This is a genomic window from Bradyrhizobium sp. 61 (assembly GCF_023073075.1).
GTDB classification, from domain to species: domain Bacteria; phylum Pseudomonadota; class Alphaproteobacteria; order Rhizobiales; family Xanthobacteraceae; genus Bradyrhizobium; species Bradyrhizobium barranii.
This window is the reverse complement of the sequence record NZ_JADPIU010000044.1, coordinates 23,072-38,077: the sequence shown is the minus strand read 5'-3', so window position 1 is coordinate 38,077 and position 15,006 is coordinate 23,072. Positions and strand designations below refer to the sequence as shown.

The 15,006-nt window shown below is 64.4% G+C and carries 12 protein-coding genes; 8 read left to right on the top strand and 4 right to left on the bottom strand.

All coding sequences use genetic code 11. The features are described 5' to 3' along the window. The first annotated feature begins 26 nt into the window (after positions 1-26). On the top strand, positions 27-707 hold the full coding sequence (locus tag IVB46_RS12770) for an MBL fold metallo-hydrolase (protein ID WP_247313079.1): 681 nt from the start codon (positions 27-29) through the stop codon (positions 705-707). Positions 708-765: 58 nt separating this feature from the next. Here IVB46_RS12770 and IVB46_RS12765 read toward each other — a convergent pair whose 3' ends face one another. Beyond that, on the bottom strand, positions 766-1,134 hold the full coding sequence (locus tag IVB46_RS12765; protein ID WP_247313082.1) for a helix-turn-helix domain-containing protein: 369 nt from the start codon (positions 1,132-1,134) through the stop codon (positions 766-768). A 200-nt stretch (positions 1,135-1,334) separates the two neighbouring features. Here IVB46_RS12765 and IVB46_RS12760 point away from each other — a divergent pair, with 200 nt between their 5' ends. Continuing rightward, entirely contained in the window at positions 1,335-1,637 is a 303-nt protein-coding gene (locus IVB46_RS12760; protein ID WP_223153830.1) for a hypothetical protein, read from the top strand. 22 nt (positions 1,638-1,659) lie between these two features. On the opposite strand, the gene IVB46_RS12755 is transcribed toward IVB46_RS12760, so the two are convergent. Continuing rightward, positions 1,660-2,832 carry a PHB depolymerase family esterase gene (locus IVB46_RS12755; protein ID WP_247313086.1) on the bottom strand — a complete coding sequence of 391 codons (1,173 nt, stop codon included), beginning with the start codon at positions 2,830-2,832 and terminating at the stop codon, positions 1,660-1,662. 139 nt (positions 2,833-2,971) lie between these two features. Then, positions 2,972-4,384, bottom strand: a complete 1,413-nt coding sequence (locus IVB46_RS12750) for an MFS transporter (protein ID WP_247313089.1) — start codon at positions 4,382-4,384, stop codon at positions 2,972-2,974. Between the two features lie 148 nt (positions 4,385-4,532). On the opposite strand from IVB46_RS12750, the gene sthA reads away from it, so the two are divergent. The 3 genes from sthA (at position 4,533) to IVB46_RS12735 (ending at position 8,943) form a co-directional block, all read left to right on the top strand. Beyond that, entirely contained in the window at positions 4,533-5,924 is a 1,392-nt protein-coding gene (gene sthA, locus IVB46_RS12745; protein WP_063980061.1) for a Si-specific NAD(P)(+) transhydrogenase, read from the top strand. Between the two features lie 270 nt (positions 5,925-6,194). After that, positions 6,195-7,430, top strand: coding sequence for an LLM class flavin-dependent oxidoreductase (locus IVB46_RS12740; protein WP_247313092.1), 1,236 nt, complete (start codon positions 6,195-6,197; stop codon positions 7,428-7,430). A gap of 139 nt (positions 7,431-7,569) precedes the next feature. Next, on the top strand, positions 7,570-8,943 hold the full coding sequence (locus IVB46_RS12735) for a cytochrome P450 (RefSeq protein WP_071908995.1): 1,374 nt from the start codon (positions 7,570-7,572) through the stop codon (positions 8,941-8,943). A 218-nt stretch (positions 8,944-9,161) separates the two neighbouring features. Here the strand turns inward: IVB46_RS12735 and IVB46_RS12730 are convergent, their stop codons facing one another. Then, positions 9,162-9,998 carry a glucose 1-dehydrogenase gene (locus IVB46_RS12730; protein WP_166347726.1) on the bottom strand — a complete coding sequence of 279 codons (837 nt, stop codon included), beginning with the start codon at positions 9,996-9,998 and terminating at the stop codon, positions 9,162-9,164. Between the two features lie 179 nt (positions 9,999-10,177). On the opposite strand from IVB46_RS12730, the gene IVB46_RS12725 reads away from it, so the two are divergent. From IVB46_RS12725 to IVB46_RS12715, 3 genes are all read left to right on the top strand, one after another. After that, positions 10,178-11,143, top strand: coding sequence for a sensor histidine kinase (locus IVB46_RS12725; RefSeq protein ID WP_085404077.1), 966 nt, complete (start codon positions 10,178-10,180; stop codon positions 11,141-11,143). 206 nt (positions 11,144-11,349) lie between these two features. After that, positions 11,350-13,086: an EAL domain-containing protein gene (locus tag IVB46_RS12720; protein WP_247313095.1), complete on the top strand. Its 1,737-nt coding sequence runs from the start codon at positions 11,350-11,352 to the stop codon at positions 13,084-13,086. Between the two features lie 150 nt (positions 13,087-13,236). After that, positions 13,237-14,676, top strand: coding sequence for a sigma 54-interacting transcriptional regulator (locus IVB46_RS12715; RefSeq protein ID WP_247342893.1), 1,440 nt, complete (start codon positions 13,237-13,239; stop codon positions 14,674-14,676). Positions 14,677-15,006 lie beyond the last annotated feature (330 nt).

The window sequence follows — 15,006 nt, the reverse complement described above, 5'->3', positions numbered from 1 at the left end:
ATGGCAAAAATCGGCATTGTGGCGCGATGACCGAGCAAAACAATACCCAAGAATCACAGCAAGCCAAGGCCGGCGCGATCATCGTCCCCGTGACGCTGTTCGAGCAGAACTGCACCATCATCTGGGACGAGCCCGGCAAGAAGGCCGTTGTGATCGACCCCGGCGGGGACGTGCCGAAGATTCTGGACGCGATCAAGCAGACCGGCGTCACCGTGGAGAAGATCTGGCTGACCCACGGCCATATCGACCATGTCGGCGGCGCGGCCGAATTGCGCGATGCGCTGAAGGTGCCGATCGAGGGGCCGCATGTCGCGGATAAATTCCTGCTCGACAACGTGGTCGAGAGCGGCGCGCGCTTCGGCATGACGGAGGTGCGCAATTTCGCGCCGGACCGCTGGCTCGACGAGGGCGACAGCGTGTCGATCGGCGGCTTGCAGTTCGACATTCTGCACTGCCCGGGCCACTCGCCCGGCAGCGTGGTGTTCTTCAACAAGGACTTGCGCTTTGCCCATGTCGGCGACGTGCTGTTTGCGGGCTCGGTCGGGCGCACCGACCTGCCCGGCGGCAGTCACGCCACGCTGATCAACTCGATCAAGACCAAGCTCCTGCCGCTCGGCGACGACGTCGGCTTCATCTGCGGTCACGGCGCCGGCTCGAGCATCGGCCAGGAACGGATGACCAATCCGTTCATCACCGGCGAGATGTAGCCTTTTACTTGAGCATGATCTTTTCGGAAAACCGCTTCACACTTTTCCGGATCATGCTCTACTCGGCGGCCTCCGCCAACGCCGCGGTGTCACTGAGGTTGCGTTCGCCCCAGTCGCGGATCGCGGCGACGACCGGCACGAAGCTTTTGCCCTTGCGGGTCAGGCGATACTCGACCTTGGGCGGCACCTCGCCAAAATCCTTGCGGTCGATCAGGCCGCTTTGCGTCAGCGCCTTCAATTCGCGGCTGAGCACGCGCGGGGTGATCTCGGCGCTGCCGGCCATGCCGCGCAACAGGCCGCTCCTGATCTCGCCATAGCGCCGCGGACCGTCCCTGAGGTCCCAGACGATGCGGAGCTTGTACTTGCCGCTGATCATCTTCTGAAAGGCCGTAACCGGACAGGTGCGCGCCGGGGTTGCCCTTGTCATGTCGCCTCCTCCATACGCAGCCAGCGATTCTTGTTTTGACGCGTTTTCTTTACGCGAACCGGTATCCACTTCGCTCGAAAACGCTATGCGATAAGGATAGGAACAACGTCGAAAAAGTCCATACTATCAATTTTGTCCATACTTGCAGGATCGCCTGCAAGGCGCAGATGATGGCGCACCAGACGAACAGGGAGCGTCACATGAAGCACTTCATGATCAGGTACGAATTCAGGAACGGCACGACGGAAGCCTGGCACCAGGAGATCGGCCGCTTCATCAAGGCGATCGAGGGCGATCCGGAGTTGAAGGGGCGGATCGGCTATCGGGTCCTGAAGAACCGCGACGACGCCAGCTACTTCCACCTCGCCAGCGTCACCGACGAGGCCGCGCAAAAGGCGCTGCAATCGCGCGACTTCTTCAAGGCCTATCAGGAGATGACGCGGAAGGTCGCCGGCGGCGAGGTGACGGTGGCGCCGATCGAATGGATCGATCAGACGGCGTAGCCGTCGCTTATCGAGCGACGAACTACTTCATCAATCCCGCGGCGGTCAGTGCGCGCGTGATGATCTGGCCGAGATCGAAGCCGCGCGCCGCCTCGCGCTTCGGCTCGGCCGGCTCTTCGGCGACGGCGGCGCGGATCGAGCGGGCGAGATGCGGCGCGGGTGAAAGCGCCGGCTTCGACGTCGCAGGCACGGCCTTCCTCCCGGCCGCGTCCGGAATCCAGCCGGTGAGGCCGAAGAACTTTGCGATGTGGTACGACGAGGAAATACCGGCCTCGATCAGGAACGCGCCTTCGATGCCGTAACGCTGATCATTATCGGCGAGGCCGAGCGGCGTGCCGTGGGCCATGTCGGTGATGGCGTAGGACTCGACCAGGGTTTCGCCGTCCTTGTTCCACCAGGCCTGGCGCGGATAGCCGTCGACAATGGTCTCCGCCATCGGCACGGCCGGCAGATCGTGCAAATCGAGCCACTGCTTGACGATCTCGCTGGCGTTGCCGGGATTGACGGTGCGGTCGGCGCTGCCGTGCCACACCGACATCTTTGGCCACGGCCCGCGATGGTTCGAGGCGCGCCGCACGAAATCGCCGAGCTCGCGCTCCGGCCGCGCCGGCGAATGGAACATGCCGTCGAGCGCCTCGCGCAGGTTGGAGGCGATGCCATAGGGCAACCCGGCGATCACCGCACCGGCCGCAAAAACTTCCGGATAGGTCGCGAGCATCACCGACGCCATGCCGCCGCCGGCGGAGAGACCGGTGATGAAGACGCGCTTGGGATCGATGCGATGTGCTTCGGCCATATGCGCGATCATCTCGCGGATCGACCGCGCCTCGCCCCCGTCCCGCGCGGTGTCTTCCGGATTGAACCAGTTGAAGCAGGTGTTGCCGTTGTTGACGCGCTGCTGCTCGGGCATCACCAGCGCGAAGCCGTAATGCCTCGCGAGCGTCGACCATCCCGCGCCGAGATCGTAAGCAGCGGCGGTCTGGCCGCAGCCATGCAGCACGACGACGAGCGCACGCGGCTTCTGCAGTTGCGCCGGCACGAACGCGAACATGCGCAGGTTTCCGGGATTGTCGCCGAAGCCCGTGACTTCTTCCAACGGGCTGGATACGTCCGCGCTCCGGCCGAATTCGGCAAGGCGCAGACCATCCACCTTTGGCAGATGTCTCAAGAGAGCGAGATTTTTGGCAAGCGACACGGCAACTCCTGGCAGGCGACGTTCAACGTTCACCCAAACCAAATAGTTGCTGCGGTGCAAAATAAAAAGCCCGTGTGCTGTCTATCACCCGAAATCACGCAAAAATCCGCAGGAATACGCATGAATTAACCGCAATGCCTCAACTTCGTGCAGAGACGCGGCGCATCCACGCCAGAAATGCGGCGCAGATCGTGATTAACGCCGCAAACGCGGCGAGCGAAACGAAGAAGCCTGCGCGCGCCGATTGCAACGCTTCAACCGCGAAGAACGCCGCGCCGATTGCGGCCACTCCGGCCGCATTTCCGATCTGCGCTGTCGTGCCATAAATGCCGGACGCCGAGCCTGCCGCGACAGGCTTCACCGTCGAGAGCACCGCACCGGATAGCGGCGCCATCACCAGCCCCTGCCCGTAGCCGAAGATGATCATGACGAGTGCGAGCGGGATCGGCGCCGGCGCATCGATATAGCCCGTGACCAGCGCGAGTGCGGCGAGGCCCGCGATCTGCAACATGCAGCCTTCGATCAACACCTTGGTCCCGCGATGGCGCGCCCGCGTGCCGCTGTGGCGCGACGCGACCACGAAAGCCAGTGCGAGCGGAATGAAGGCCATGCCGGCTGCGAGCGGCGGGATCTTCAGGCCGCGCTGCATGAACAGCGTCATGACGAGATAGAACGAGAGATTGGCGACGAAGAAAAAGAACGCCGCGCCGAGCCCGCGCAGGAAGGCTGTGTCGGACAGCAGCGTCAGATCGATCAGCGGCATGCCGCCGGCGCGCGCCACCGCATGCTCTAGCTGCACGAACGCGACAAGGATCGCGCCGCCGACCGCCATCACGGCCCATAGCCACGGCGCCCAGCCGACATCGTGACCGAACAGCAGCGGTCCGATCAGGCACAACAGCCCCGCGAACAGCACCATGCTCCCCTTGATGTCGAGCCGGGTCCCGGCCCGGCGCGGCACTGACGGCATGATGCGCCAGGCGGCGGCCGCAATGACGAGGCCGCAGGGCACGTTGACGAAGAACACCGAGCGCCAGCCGGTACCGGCGAGGTCGATCGTGACCAGGAGACCACCGAGCAGGAAGCCTGCGGCGCCCGCAAGCCCGAGCACGATGCCGTAGATGGCGAAAGCGCGGCTGCGCTGTTCGTCGGTGAAGAGCAGATGCAGCGTCGCCAGCACCTGCGGCACCATCAGCGCTGCAGTCGCGCCCTGCGCCAGCCGTGCGATGATCAGCTCCGCGCCCGATTGCGCCAACCCGCACCACAGCGAGGTCACCGTGAAGCCGAGCACGCCGGCCAGGAAGACGTTCTTCGTGCCGTGGATGTCGCCGAGGCGGCCGCCGGTGACGACCAGCGTGGCGTAGGCGATCAGGTAGATCGCGATGACGGACTCGATCTGCGCCGGCGTTGCATGCAGATCGACCGCGATGGTCGGGATGGCGACGTTGACGATGAAGGCATCGACGCCGAACATGAACTGCGCAGCGACGACGATCGCCAGCACGCCCCAGCGGCGCGCCGAATCGACTTGTTTTGTGACGGTTTGATGCATTTTCGCGCGAGCCTTCGGCGATTTATTTGCGCGCAAAACTCGCAGATCGGCGTCATTGGCGCGATTACCTCCGAGGTAGGACTTGCCGCTTTGGCCCGATTGCTGCATGGCAATTCCGGCTGGTTTTGCGGGCTCGGAAGTTTTCCGGATGTACGACTACGACATGGTGGTGATCGGCTCGGGCCCGTCGGGGCGCCGGGCCGCGGTGCAATGTGCCAAGCTCGGCAAGGCCGTGCTGGTGGTGGAGAAGGGCCGACGGGTCGGCGGCGTCTCGGTCCATACCGGGACGATTCCTTCAAAGACCCTGCGCGAGACCGTGCTCAATCTCTCCGGCTGGCGCGAGCGCGGCTTTTACGGACGCTCCTACAAGGTGAAGCAGGACATCGCGGCGAGCGACCTGATGATCCGTCTTCAGAAGACGCTCGACCATGAGGTCGAGGTACTCGAGCATCAGTTCAGCCGCAATCTGGTGCGCACCGCCAATGGCGAGGCGCGGCTGGTCTCACCGCACGAGGTCGAGATCACGAGCTCAATTGGCGAGGTAAAGGTGGTGTCGGCCGCCTTCATCCTGATCGCCTGCGGCACGCGCCCGTTCCGCCCCGACTACGTGCCGTTCGACGGCACCACCGTGCTCGACAGCGACGAGATCATCGAGCTGGCAAAGCTGCCGCGCAGCCTGGCCGTGATCGGCGCCGGCGTGATTGGCGTCGAGTACGCCACCATCTTCAGCGCGCTCGACGTGCCGGTGACCCTGATCGAACCGCGGCCGACCTTCCTCGATTTCATCGACAAGGAATTGATCGACGAGTTCGTGCACGAGCTGCGCGACCGCAACGTCGCGCTGCGGCTCGGCGCCAAGGTCAACTCGATCGAGAAGACTGCGCAGGGTGGCATCGTCACGCATTTGTCGGACGGGCGGCACGTCACCACGGAAATGCTGCTGTTCGCGGCCGGGCGCGTCGGCGCCACCGATCGGCTCAACTTGGAGGCCGCCGGCATCGTCGTCGACCATCGCGGCCGCATCTCGGTCGATCCCGTGACCTTGCAGACCAGCGTGCCGCACATCTACGCCGCCGGCGACGTGATCGGCTTTCCGAGCCTTGCTTCCACCTCGATGGAGCAGGGACGCGTCGCCGCCTGCCACGCGCTCGGCATGGAGCCGCTCGCGCCGCCGGAGTTCTTCCCCTACGGCATCTATTCGGTGCCGGAGATATCGACGACGGGACTCACCGAAGAAGAGGTGCGCACGCGTGGCATTCCCTACGAGGTCGGCATCGCACGCTTCCGCGAGACCTCGCGCGGCCACATCATGGGGCTGAACAGCGGCATGATGAAGATGATCTTCTCGACCAAGACGCGCCGGCTGCTCGGCGTGCACATCCTCGGCGAAGGCGCCACCGAGCTGATCCATATCGGCCAGGCCGTGCTGAACCTCAAAGGCACCATCGACTATTTCATCCAGAACACGTTCAACTATCCGACGCTGGCGGAGGCGTACAAGATCGCCGGGCTGGATGCGTGGAACAGGATGACGCGGTAATCTTCTCCTCGCCCTCTTCTCGTCATGCCCGGGCTTGTCCCGGGCATCCACGTTCTTCGTAGCGCCGCAAAGGTCGTGGATGGCCGGGACAAGCCCGGCCATGACGGTGTGGAAGCGTCTGCACGCAAGAATGGGGAGAAAGAGAAGAGAGTGGTCTTCGCTGCGCATGCCTGCATTCCGCCGCGCGGGACACCGCGCGATTGCCTTCGCTATCGCCAGCACGTAGCCTCGCCACCTCAACAAACAGAAAATTCAGCCGGAGAGAACGCCATGGCGCGCCTGAAGTTCGGAGCCTTCCTTGCCCCGCATCACCCGATCGGGGAACATCCGATGCTCCAGTTCCGGCGCGATCTCGACCTGGTCGAGCAGCTCGACGCGCTCGGCTATGACGAGTTCTGGTGCGGCGAGCACCATTCCTCCGGCTGGGAGATGATCGCCTCGCCCGAGATGTTTCTGGCCGCGGCCGGCGAGCGCACCAAGCGGATCAAGCTCGGCACCGGCGTGGTGTCGCTGCCCTATCATCATCCCTTCAACGTCGCCCAGCGCATGGTGCAGCTCGACCACATGACCGGCGGCCGCGCCATTTTCGGCTCCGGCCCCGGCGCACTGGCGTCGGACGCGCACACGCTCGGCATCGACCCGATGACGCAGCGCGACCGCCAGGACGAGGCGATCGGCGTGATCCGCCGCCTGTTCAACGGCGAGCGCGTCACCGCCAGGAGCGACTGGTTCACCATGAATGACGCCGCACTCCAGATCCTGCCCTTGCAGGAGGAGATGCCGTTCGTGGTGGCCTCGCAAATCTCGCCCTCTGGCATGACGCTCGCCGGCAAGTACGGCATCGGCATCATCTCGCTGGGCTCGATGACGACGCAGGGCCTGATGTCGCTGCAACAGCAATGGCAGTTCGCCGAGGACGCCGCCAAGAAGCACGGCACCAAGGTGGATCGGGCGAACTGGCGCGTGCTGCTGACCTGGCACCTCGCCGAGACCCGCGAGCAGGCCCGCCGCGAAGCCGGCGCCGGCCTGATGCGCTGGCACAACGAATATAATGTCGGCACGCTGCAGCGGCCGGGCCTGACCGCGTTCGCCTCACCCGACGAGGCCGTGGACAAGACCGCTTTCGTCGAGGGTGCGGCCTCCGTCATCGGCACGCCCGACGACCTCGTCAAGATGATCAAGAACGTGATGCAGGTGTCGGGCGGCGTCGGCGCCGTGATCGGCTTCGTGCACGATTGGGCCAACCCCGAGAATACCCGCCGAAGCTGGGACCTGGTGGCGCGCTACGTCGTGCCGGAGATCAACGGCTATATCGACGGACTGCGCAAGTCGCAAAAGTTCGTGATCGAGAACCGCGCGATCTTCGAACGCGCCGGGCAGGCCGTGATGGCGAAGATCATGGAGAACGAGAAGGCTGCAGAGGCCCTGAAGGTGACCGGCGCCGGCCGCGTCGCCATTCCCGCCGTCAACGCCCCGGATTTGCAGAAGGAAGCGGCGAAGCGGTAGGCTTCGTCGGAATTACGCTTGTAACGACGTTCACAAGAAAGACATGCCGGCCTGTGCTATGCTGACCCCAGTCAGCTGGCGCGGGCCGTAGTCATCTGTGTTCGCGCGCCTGTTCGGTCGGTCAACCGGAGCAATCGTCATGTCGATGCAGAATGTCGCCCCTGCGCTTCCGTTCACCGCACCCAGGCGCAACGAGCTGACGCACATCCCCGGCGACGAGGGCTGGCCGATCATCGGCAAGACCTTTCAGGTGCTCGCCGACCCCAAGGGACATATCGAGGCGAACGGCGCCAAATACGGCCCGGTCTACCGCACCCATATTTTCGGCGAGACCAATGTCGTGCTGCTCGGCCCCGAAGCCAACGAGCTCGTGCTGTTCGACCAGCAAAAGCTGTTCTCCTCGACGCATGGCTGGAACAAGGTGCTCGGCCTGTTGTTTCCGCGCGGCCTGATGCTGCTCGATTTCGACGAGCACCGGCTGCATCGCAAGGCGCTGTCGGTCGCGTTCAAGTCGGGGCCGATGAAGTCGTACCTGAGCGATCTCGACCACGGTATCGCCGCGCGCGTCGCGCAGTGGAAGGCGAAGCCTGGCGAGATGAAGCTCTATCCGGCGATGAAGCAGCTCACGCTCGACCTCGCCGCGGCGTCGTTCCTCGGCGCCGATATCGGGCCGGAGGTCGACGAGATCAACCGCGCGTTTGTCGACATGGTCGCGGCCGCCGTCGCCCCGATCCGCCGGCCGCTGCCGGGCACGCAGATGGCGGCCGGCGTGAAGGGACGCAAGCGCATCGTCGCCTATTTCCGCGAGCAGATCCCGCTGCGACGCGGCAATCACGGCGGCGACGATCTGTTCTCGCAGCTCTGCCGCGCCACCCACGAGGATGGCGCCCTGCTGTCCGAGCAGGACATCATCGACCATATGAGCTTCCTGATGATGGCGGCGCACGACACGCTGACCTCGTCGCTGACCTCCTTCATCGGCGAGCTCGCCGCCAATCCGGACTGGCAGGATAGATTGCGCGCGGAGGTTCTTGCGCTGGGGCTCGCACCGGGTTCGCCGAGCAGCTTCGACGACCTCGAAAAAATGCCGCTGTCGGAGATGGCGTTCAAGGAGGCCCTGCGGATCAAGCCGCCGGTGCCGTCGATGCCGCGCCGCGCGATGCGCGATTTCACCTTCAAGGGTTTTACGATTCCGGCCGGCACCGCGGTCGGCGTCAATCCGCTCTACACCCACCACATGAAGGACATCTGGCCGGAGCCGGATCGCTTCGATCCCTTGCGCTTCACCGAGGAAGCCCAGCGCAACCGGCATCGCTTCGCCTGGGTGCCGTTCGGCGGCGGCGCGCATATGTGCCTCGGCCTGCACTTCGCCTACATGCAGGCAAAATGCTTCGCGCGGCACTTCTTGCAGAACATCGAGGTGTCGCTGGAGCCGGGCTACAAGCCGGACTGGCAGATGTGGCCGATCCCGAAGCCGCGGGATGGCTTGAGGGTGCGGGTGAAGGCGGTGTAGGCGCCCTCGCCGTCATTGCGAGCGAAGCGACGAAGCAATGACGAAAGTTGCAGAGATATCGCGGGCTCAACTCTCGTGCCCCGGACGCGCTGCAGCGCTTGCGCTGCTGCGCAGAGCCGGGACCCAGCAAGCCAGAGGGTAAGCTGCGGATAGACGGGCCCCGGCTCTGCGGAGCGGCACTTCACGCCGCACCGCATCCGGGGCTCGAGACCTATCCGCTACGCCTCATCAAACGCCTTGCGCAACGCTGACAATCCCTGCTGCTGCTGGCTCCAGTTGCGACCGCCGGTGATGGCGCCGTCGATGACGAGGTCGTGGCCGTTGATGAAGCTCGACTCGTCGCTCGCCAGGAACACCGCAGCAAGGGCGATGTCATCAGGAATGCCGGCGCGCGGGATCGGCTGCGCGGTCTTGTAGACATCGCGCATCACCGCCGGCGTCTTCTCGGCGGCCTCTGTCGACAGCCCCAGCGCCTTGCCGAAAATGCCGGTCGCGATCGCGCCGGGCGAGATCGAGTTGACCCGCACGTTGGACTCGCCGAGCTCCATCGCCACGCATTTGGTGAGATGGATCACCGCCGCCTTGGCCGCGCCATAGACGACCGAGGAGGAAAAGCCGGCGAGACGGCCTGCGATGCTGCCATTGTTGATGATGCTGCCAGAACCCTGCTTCTTCATGACGGGCGCGGCATGCTTCATGCCGAGCATGACGCTGCGCACCAGGGTCGCCATCGCCGCGTCGAACCGCTCGACATCGAGACCTTCGATGCCCCCGGTCTGCGCCGGGCCGCCGGCATTGTTGAACAGGCAGTCGATCCGGCCGAACTTCTCCACCGCGAGCGCGATCAGCGCCTGCATCTGCGCTTCGACCGTCACGTCGGTCTGGCGAAAGATGCAATTGACCCCGAGCTGCTTCGCCAGCGCCTCGCCTTCCGGTATGCGCCGCCCCGCGATCACAATTTTGGCACCTTCGGCAACGAAGACTTCCGCGGTACGCAGGCCGATCCCGCTCGTCGCGCCCGTAATCACCGCAACCTTGCCATCCAACCTACCCATGGAATGTTCCTGTTTTCGAATGATTTGATGTCAAATGGCGGACGCCGATCGATCTCGGCGCCGCGACAGTCACTATTCCTGCCGGTCTGCGACAAGGCAAGCTTTGCTTGTGCATGCGACATGCGTAACATTCCCGCTCCTTTCTCGATTTACGCGCGCATAGCGCAACCGGGCCGGGCATGGAGAAGCTGATCGACGAATTCCGCAAGGGCTGGCAGGGCGTGGCAGCGCCATCGCTCGCTCTGAGCCTCGGCTTCGCGGTCGCCTGCCTGCTGGTTGCGACGGTGGCGCGCTGGGGTCTCGCGCATGTGCGGCCCGACGTCTACTTCACCCCGTACTTTCCGGCCGTGTTCTTTGCCGCCGCATTCGGCGGCTTGCGGATCGGCATCATCACCGCGCTGGTCGGCGGCGTGCTCGGCGTCGTCGTCAATTTCAGCGACGCTCTTGCCGATCGCTCCAGGTTCACCTTGCTGACCCTTTATTGGGGCGTCTCCGCCCTCACCATCTGGGGCGTCGAGCATTATCGCGGGATGCTGGCGGAACAGCGCCGGATTTCCAAACGCCTGATCGAGGAAGAAGAATACCGCAAGCTGCTGGTCGACGAGCTCCAGCACCGGCTGAAGAACAAGCTGTCGACCGCGCACGCCGTGCTGCACCAGGTGCTGCACGACCAGCCGCAGGTCTGGGCCCGGATCGATCCGCGGCTACGGTCGCTGGCCGCAACCGACGATCTGATCTCGCGGATCGACAAGGGCGGCTGCGATATCCGCGATCTCCTGATCGCGGAGCTCGGACCTTACGGCCATGTCCGCTTCACGCTCAACGGCGACCGGCTGTTCCTGCCGCCGAAGCTCGCGGTCACACTGTCCCTGATGTTTCACGAGCTCGCCACCAACGCGGGCAAATATGGTGCGTTCTCCGCGCCGCGCGGATTATTGCAGGTGTCGTGGACCGTCAGCGGCGACCGTCTGACCGTCACCTGGGACGAAACCGAGGGCCCGAGCATCGACAAGGTCTCCGAGCCCGGCTTCGGCACCAAGCTGCTGAAGTCGGCGCTGTCGGCTTTCGACGGCAAGTCCGAGGTCTCGTATCTCAAGACCGGCCTGCATTGCATCATGCAATGCCGCATCCCGCAGAACGGTTAGGCGCGACACGAGCGCAAGAGACGCGCGCTCCGCTCGCAGTTTCGTTGCGCGCGTTGACGCTCCGTTAATGACGATGGGTCGGGCGCGTCGCATCGCCGCAAAACACCCCCGTATTTCTCCGCACCCCTTAACCAAACCTAAGAGGGAACTGCGCAAGATCGCGCTCATTGCAAAGGCGCGCTGAAACAACAAGATTCATGACTTCTATGAACGACAACAGATATTCCGGCGCGAGTGAAGCCGAGCTCGGATTTCTCAAGGAAATCGTTAGAATGCTGCCTGCCGGCCTGACCGTGCAGGACGCGCAGGGCGAGCTTCTGCTGGTTAACGATGTCGCGGCCGCCCAGCTCGGCATGGACGGCAGCCGTCCGTCGCCCGATCTGACGCCGCGCCGGGAAGCCTGCCAGCGGGCACTGAGGTCCGGCGAGGCGGTCATCTCCGAGGAAGCGCTCCAGGATGGAGCTGCACGCCAGGTGCTGCTGACCACCCATCGCCCCGTCCGCGTTGCCGGACGCGAGCTGCTGATCTCGGCCTCCTCCGACATCACCGAACAGAAGAACTTCGAGGACCAGCTGTTCCGCTCGGCCTATTTCGACGAGCTGACCGGCCTGCCCTCGCGGCGCGTGATCGAGCATCGCGCCGGCAGCCTGCTCGCGCGCGACGGCAAAGGCGAGCGGTTCGCGCTCGCCTTTCTCGACGTCGACAATTTCAAGCACATCAACGACTATTACGGCCACGCCGTCGGCGACGCGCTGCTGGTCGAGCTGTCGAAGCGGCTCGGGCGCGACCTGCGCGATTCCGACATGCTGTCGCGCATCTCCGGCGACGAATTCCTGCTGCTGCTCTCCCCGATCCAGAGCCAGGAGGAAGTCGCCGAATTCATGCAAGCGACGCTGGAGCGGCTGACCGCACCGTTCTTCATCGACAATTCGGAGGTCTTCGCCTCCACCTCCGTCGGCGTCAGCCTCTATCCCGACCACGGCCGCAGCTTCGAGACGCTGCGCCAGAACGCCGACATCGCGATGTACCGCATCAAGAACAGCGGCAAGGGATCGGCGGCCTTCTTCGACGCCAGCATGGAGCGCGAGGCGCTGGCGCGGATGAAGATCGAGCAGTCGCTGCGGCTCGCCATCCTCGAAAAGCGCTTCTGCTGCGCGTTCCAGTCCAAGGTCGACATCCGCACCCAGGCCGTGACCGGCATCGAGGCATTGGTGCGCCTGCGCGACGACGAGGGCGTGATCCAGGCGCCGGGCTCGTTCATCAACCTTGCCGGCGAATTGGGATTGATCGACGAGCTCACCCATCTCGTGCTCGCCGAGATCGTCAAGTCGATCGACCCGATCAACGACAGCTTCGGCGCGGAAGCGACCATCAGCATCAACGTCGCCGCCAAGCAGGCCGGCAACCCCGAATTCATGCGCAGTTTCGCGCGGGCGCTGGACGAGACCGGCTTTCCGCAGCGCTTCATGATCGAGGTGACGGAAGACGCCTTCGTCGCCAAGAATCATTTCCAGACCGAGATCCTGCCGATGTTCCGCAAGCTCGGCGTCGGCATCTCCATCGACGATTTCGGCACCGGCTATTCCTCGCTCTCGGCGCTCGCCGACATCACCGCCGACGAGATCAAGATCGACCGCTCGTTCATCACCGACATCCATAAGCGCCCGCGCAGCCAGGGCATCTTGCGCGCGATCGAATCCCTGAGCGAAGCGCTCGGCATGACCGTGATCGCCGAAGGCCTCGAATCCTACGAGGAGCTGGCCTATCTCCAGGCCGCGACCAAGATCCGCTACGCGCAAGGCTATTATTTCGCCCGGCCGATCTTCCTGGAGGAGCTGAAGCTCGCGACCCCCGCCTCCAGCGAATCCCGTCCCGGTGTGTCCAACCGCCCGACGCAGCAGAACCGGCAGGGCTATTCGCGGGCGAGCGGGTATCGGCGGTAAGGCGACAACGGCGCAACGAGTACCGCCGTCGTCCCGGGTTCGCTTCGCGCCCGGGGACGACGGCAATTGCTGAGCTGCTTACGTGCCATTTCCCCCTTTGAAATTGCTGCCCTTTTGCTAATACACAGGCGGACTTCCCTGAGGTACGCCATGCCCTCCTCCCCCGACGTCAGCGATCCCGCCTATGTCCGCGCGCGGGCGATGGTGACGCTGTTCGAGCGGCTGGAGCATCTGTGCGAGGGCGCGATCGCGATCGATCGCGGCGGGCGGGTGATCTACGTCAACGAGAAATATCTGGCGTCGCTTGGCCTCAAGCACACCACCGAAGCGATCGGCCGGCCGATCGAGGAGATCATCCCGAACAGCCTGATGCGGAACGTCGCCGAGAGCGGCGAGCCGATCCTGCTCGACATCATGGAGCTCGGCGGCGAACAGCTCGTGGTGACGCGTATGCCGATCGAGGACGAGGACCGCAACGTCATCGGCGCGATCGGGTTCGTGCTCTACGACCACCTCGAGAGTCTCAAGCCGCTGCTTGCCCGCGTCACCCAGCTCGAGAGCGATCTGCGGCTGGCGCGGCGGCAATTGTCCAACGCCCGCGCGGCGCGCTTCACCCTTGCCGACTTCGTCGGCACGACACCGGCGATCGCGCAGGCCAAGGAGTTCGCCAAGCGCGCGGCCCGGCAGAGCGTGACCGTGCTGCTCACCGGCGAGACCGGCACCGGCAAGGAGCTGCTGGCGCAGGCGATCCACAATGCGTCCTCGCGCGCGGAAAAGCCGTTCGTCAGCGTCAATGCCGCGGCGATCCCGGAAACGCTGATCGAGTCCGAATTCTTCGGCACCGCGCCTGGCGCCTATACCGGCGCCGACCGCAGGGGACGCGAGGGCAAGTTCCGGATCGCCGATGGCGGCACGCTGTTCCTCGACGAGATCGGCGAGATGCCGCCGCAATTGCAGGCAAAGCTGTTGCGCGTGCTGCAGGAGCGCGAGATCGAGCCGCTCGGCTCGGACAAGATCAGCAAGGTCGATGTGCGCGTCATTGCCGCGACCAATGTGGATTTGCGCAAGCGCGTCAGCGACGGCGCCTTCCGCGCCGATCTCTACTACCGCCTCAACGTGCTCTCGATCGACCTGCCCCCTCTGAGAAAATGCCTCGACGATCTGCCCGACATCTGCGCGCGGCTGATCGAGGATTTCAGCGCCTCGGGCGATTTCCTCAATGTCAAGATCACGCCGAGCGGATTGTCGGCGCTCGCGCGCTACGACTGGCCCGGCAACGTCCGCGAGCTCCGCAACATTCTGGAACGCGCACTGATCCTGAGCGATTCGGGGCGCCTGACCGGCGACGATTTCGTTCACATCCTGCCGGTCAGCGCGGATGCCGGCCCTGGACCGGCGCTGCAGATGACCGGCTCGGTCGTGCCCTATGCCGAAGCCGAGGCGGAGTTCGAGAAGCAGACGCTCGAACATGCGCTCGCCGCCAGCAACGGCCAGATCTCGGAAGCCGCGCGGATGCTGCGCATCTCGCGCGCGACGTTCTACAAGAAGCTCGCCAAGTTCGGACTGGCGTCGGGATCGCCGCCTGTCTGACTTTCGAGACGGCACATGTCCGGAGTCTCGGACTCCTGACACCGCCATATCGGCGCTCGCCTGTAGCATTCGCGCATGATCGGCCGCTTTTTCAGGCATTCCCGTGCAAAGCTCCGGATCTGGCGCAGGGCTTGCTCTGAGGCAGCCTGAGGAAACGCAAGGGCTGATGTGAAGCCAGAGGATCGTTAACGCGAACGCATCGCGGCCTGCGACGATCCGGCACGCGCACGTCAAGAGACTGTCACATGCGCCTCGTGCAAGCTCCGCCGGAAGGTGGAATTGCAATGTATGCACACTTGTGCAAATCGCTGTGATCAAGGCAGTTCATTC

Coding starts and splice junctions, on each gene's coding strand:
- IVB46_RS12730 (WP_166347726.1), bottom strand. CDS start 9,998: ATGGGTAGGTTGGATGGCAAGGTTGCGGTGATTACGGGCGCGACGAGC.
- IVB46_RS12750 (WP_247313089.1), bottom strand. CDS start 4,384: ATGCATCAAACCGTCACAAAACAAGTCGATTCGGCGCGCCGCTGGGGC.
- IVB46_RS12715 (WP_247342893.1), top strand. CDS start 13,237: ATGCCCTCCTCCCCCGACGTCAGCGATCCCGCCTATGTCCGCGCGCGG.
- sthA (WP_063980061.1), top strand. CDS start 4,533: ATGTACGACTACGACATGGTGGTGATCGGCTCGGGCCCGTCGGGGCGC.
- IVB46_RS12760 (WP_223153830.1), top strand. CDS start 1,335: ATGAAGCACTTCATGATCAGGTACGAATTCAGGAACGGCACGACGGAA.
- IVB46_RS12770 (WP_247313079.1), top strand. CDS start 27: ATGACCGAGCAAAACAATACCCAAGAATCACAGCAAGCCAAGGCCGGC.
- IVB46_RS12735 (WP_071908995.1), top strand. CDS start 7,570: ATGTCGATGCAGAATGTCGCCCCTGCGCTTCCGTTCACCGCACCCAGG.
- IVB46_RS12765 (WP_247313082.1), bottom strand. CDS start 1,134: ATGACAAGGGCAACCCCGGCGCGCACCTGTCCGGTTACGGCCTTTCAG.
- IVB46_RS12720 (WP_247313095.1), top strand. CDS start 11,350: ATGAACGACAACAGATATTCCGGCGCGAGTGAAGCCGAGCTCGGATTT.
- IVB46_RS12740 (WP_247313092.1), top strand. CDS start 6,195: ATGGCGCGCCTGAAGTTCGGAGCCTTCCTTGCCCCGCATCACCCGATC.
- IVB46_RS12725 (WP_085404077.1), top strand. CDS start 10,178: ATGGAGAAGCTGATCGACGAATTCCGCAAGGGCTGGCAGGGCGTGGCA.